General features: G+C 65.8%; 4 protein-coding genes. 2 read left to right on the forward strand and 2 right to left on the reverse strand.

Features of this window, described 5'->3' with window-relative positions; all coding sequences use genetic code 11:
• The first annotated feature begins 23 nt into the window (after nucleotides 1-23).
• The gene (locus tag QOD90_RS07760) at nucleotides 24-293 is read left to right on the forward strand and encodes a hypothetical protein (protein ID WP_526348317.1); all 270 of its coding nucleotides are present in this window, start codon (nucleotides 24-26) and stop codon (nucleotides 291-293) included.
• Between the two features lie 192 nt (nucleotides 294-485).
• Here QOD90_RS07760 and QOD90_RS07765 read toward each other — a convergent pair whose 3' ends face one another.
• Together QOD90_RS07765 and QOD90_RS07770 are read right to left on the reverse strand one after the other, a co-directional pair.
• A complete protein-coding gene (locus QOD90_RS07765; RefSeq protein WP_526348311.1) occupies nucleotides 486-1,085 on the reverse strand; it encodes a hypothetical protein in 600 nt (199 codons plus the stop codon).
• Nucleotides 1,086-1,268: 183 nt separating this feature from the next.
• Nucleotides 1,269-2,072, reverse strand: coding sequence for an ANTAR domain-containing protein (locus QOD90_RS07770; RefSeq protein WP_526348313.1), 804 nt, complete (start codon nucleotides 2,070-2,072; stop codon nucleotides 1,269-1,271).
• 309 nt (nucleotides 2,073-2,381) lie between these two features.
• On the opposite strand from QOD90_RS07770, the gene QOD90_RS07775 reads away from it, so the two are divergent.
• On the forward strand, nucleotides 2,382-2,762 hold the full coding sequence (locus QOD90_RS07775) for an STAS domain-containing protein (RefSeq protein WP_526348315.1): 381 nt from the start codon (nucleotides 2,382-2,384) through the stop codon (nucleotides 2,760-2,762).
• Nucleotides 2,763-2,830 lie beyond the last annotated feature (68 nt).

Here is a 2,830-nt window from a genome sequence, read left to right on the forward strand (position 1 = left end):
CTCAGTGGAAGCGGTCCCCAACCATCACCGCAGCGAGCGTTCTGGTTGCCGGTGCGATCGCGGGCGTGATGCTCACGATCCAGCCGGTAGGTGTCGCCAACGCCGACGTCTGCGCCAGCGCCGGGCGACGGGTCCAGGTAAGCGGCTGCGCCAACATCGCTGATGCGGTGGCACCCTACGTACCACCGCCCGCCTACTACGCCCCCATGCCGTACGACCCTCCGCCGCCACCGAACGTCACCGGGTGTGTCAGCTACAACGGTAGGTGGGTCAACGCCGCCGGATGCAACTGAGCGTCACTGCATCAGACCTGATCCCTTCGGCTTCAACGTATTTCATAGGTTCCTGGCCGCATCGAGCGTAATCGCCGCCGTGGCGTGGCCGAGCTCCACTGGACGGCCTTCACGTTGGCCCCGGCGCGATCGCCAGCGTGAAGCGCACACCGCGTACCTGCCGGATGCGCGCCGGTTTGTGTGTGTGAGCGCCTACTGGACGTCGAACTGGCCGTCGCCGTCGCGGCTGATTCGGGCCAGGACGATGTGGGCCGCAGTCACCCGTTCTGTTCCGCCATGGGCAGCCCGGGCGTCGAGTTCCAAATTGGCCTGTTCGGCGGTGAAGCCGCGGCCGATGAGGACACCGATTGCCTGATTGATCGCCGACTCCGCTGCGATGGGTGTCGCGGGGTTGGGCTCGGTGGGCGTGCGGAGATGGGCATCGAGCACGAATTCGATTGGCGGGCCTCCCGTCAGCCAGGCCGCATCTGCAGCGAGATCGACAAACGCCCCGGGCGAGCGGGCATAGAGGATGAACGCGACGGCCGCCACGTCGCGGCGGTCACCGGGCTTCGGCCACGCCAACAGGATGGAGGTGCCGACATCGCCTGCTGTCCCGCCGTCGTCGAGCAGGGTGCTCGTGAATGACGAATGATGGCGGGTGACAACCACACTCAGGCCCAGGTAGCTAGGCACGGCCGCGGTGACCGTCGCGGCCAACTGGCGCAATCCCTGACCAATATCGGGTGCTGGCTCATCTAGCGCTGCGCGCAGGGCAGCCAGATCAGCGACCAGCGCCTCGGTGAACTTCATGATGTGCGTGCTCCGCTGGGCGCTCCCGGGCGCCGATCGAGCCTGCCAAATGCCGAACACGCAAGTCGCCATGCACGGTGGGAGATTCGGCGACGGGTCAGGAACCCGTCCCCGAGAGAGTTCTCCCGGTTGTCAAGATACCCGTTGCGCGCCATCGCGAATCTTGGGCCAGGGGCGAGCGGTTCAGCTCGGCTTGTGTCGGGCCCGAGCGCGGCGGACCGCGTCGTCGACGATGTGTTGGGCCACGTCGACCAATTTGCGGTGCTCGGTTTGACTGATGGTCCGCAGCTGCGCAAAGGCATCCTCCGCGCTGCGGCCGGTGCGACCTCGGATCAGGCCGATCGCTTGATCGATCACCGGCCGCGTCGACAACGCCGTCTGTAATTGTGTAGTCAGCGTCATCGCCAGGGCGAGGATCTGCGCATTGTGGACCGCCACCGCAGCGGGTTTGGCGAAGAGTTCCCCGAGTCGCGCGGCGTGTTCATCAAAGACGTCTTTGCCGTGGGCGTAGACGTTGATCGCCCCGACCACCTGACTCGGCAACAGCAGCGGCAGCGAGAGCGCGCTGTGCACACCCAACCGGCCCACCCGTGGACCGAACCGCGGCCACATCTTCTCTCCGCCCAACGACCCCGACCGCACCGTGCGCCGTTCCAGCGCCGCGGTGATACACGGCCCCTCCTTGAGGGTCACGTACTGAATGTCGTCGATCTCAGCGACGAAGGGCGCACTAGCTGCCAATGCTTCGACCATGTTGTCGGGCCGGTCAACCTTCAACAGAGTCACCCCGGCCCCGTCCGCGCCCGGTATTGCACGCACCGCGAATGTCGCCACCTCCGTCAGGAGCGGCAGCAAGCCGACACTGCCCGTGACCAGTCCCGCGAGGCCGTCGACGGCGGCCTTCAAGTCGGCATCGTCGGCGATGATCTGCTCAGCGGTCAGGGGTCGGTTCGACGTGTCGCCGACGTTCTCGGTGAATTCGGTCATCGACGGTACCCGCGCCCACAATCCCGCCATCCCCTCGGTAGTTCGTCCGGCGGTGTGGCGACCTTCCCCGCAGCGCAGCCGCTCCAGGTTCGAGCTCAGTGTACGGTGCCCCTCGGCCCCGACTCCGGTGCGCGCCGCCAGTGGCGTCGAAGAGAAGCGTCGCCCGCGAAATCGGCCGCGCCGGTGTAGCGTCGCAGATGGCTGAGCATTCAGCCGGTCTGGGACGAGTTCCGCCGCATGCTGCAGGGCTCCCGGGAGCAGTTGCTCCGAACCCGACACACCGGTGATTTTCCGCGCGCAGGGATCACCATGACCGCAACGTTGTTACTCCGGAAATCTAGTCCGCCAGGTCGAAACCCGGCCTCCTTCATCAAGCACTGGCTCACCACCTCGTCGGAGATCGTCGGCGCTCACGGTGACATCGACGCGACCAACGTCGACGCCTTTACCGAATACGCGCTGGGTGATGTGACACGGCGCCGCGCGATGATCCTGGACCTGCGGGGTGTGAGTTTCTTGGGCATCGAGGGCTTTTCGGCACTGCACAGGATCTCCGTGAGTTGCGCTGCCGCGGAGACACATTGGGCGATGGTGCCTAGTCCCGCGGTATCGCATGTGCTGGCGATCTGTGACCCGGAAGGGCTATTGCCATGCGCCGGCACCATGAAAGCGGCGATGTCGAGCATTTGAAACTGGCCTCACGCCAACCATCAGCCGGTGATGATGCCGAGTTCGCGCTGGGGTCAAGGCGCTTCAAC

Origin of the sequence: Mycobacterium sp., from assembly GCF_032161845.1 — a bacterium.
Lineage (GTDB): Bacteria > Actinomycetota > Actinomycetes > Mycobacteriales > Mycobacteriaceae > Mycobacterium.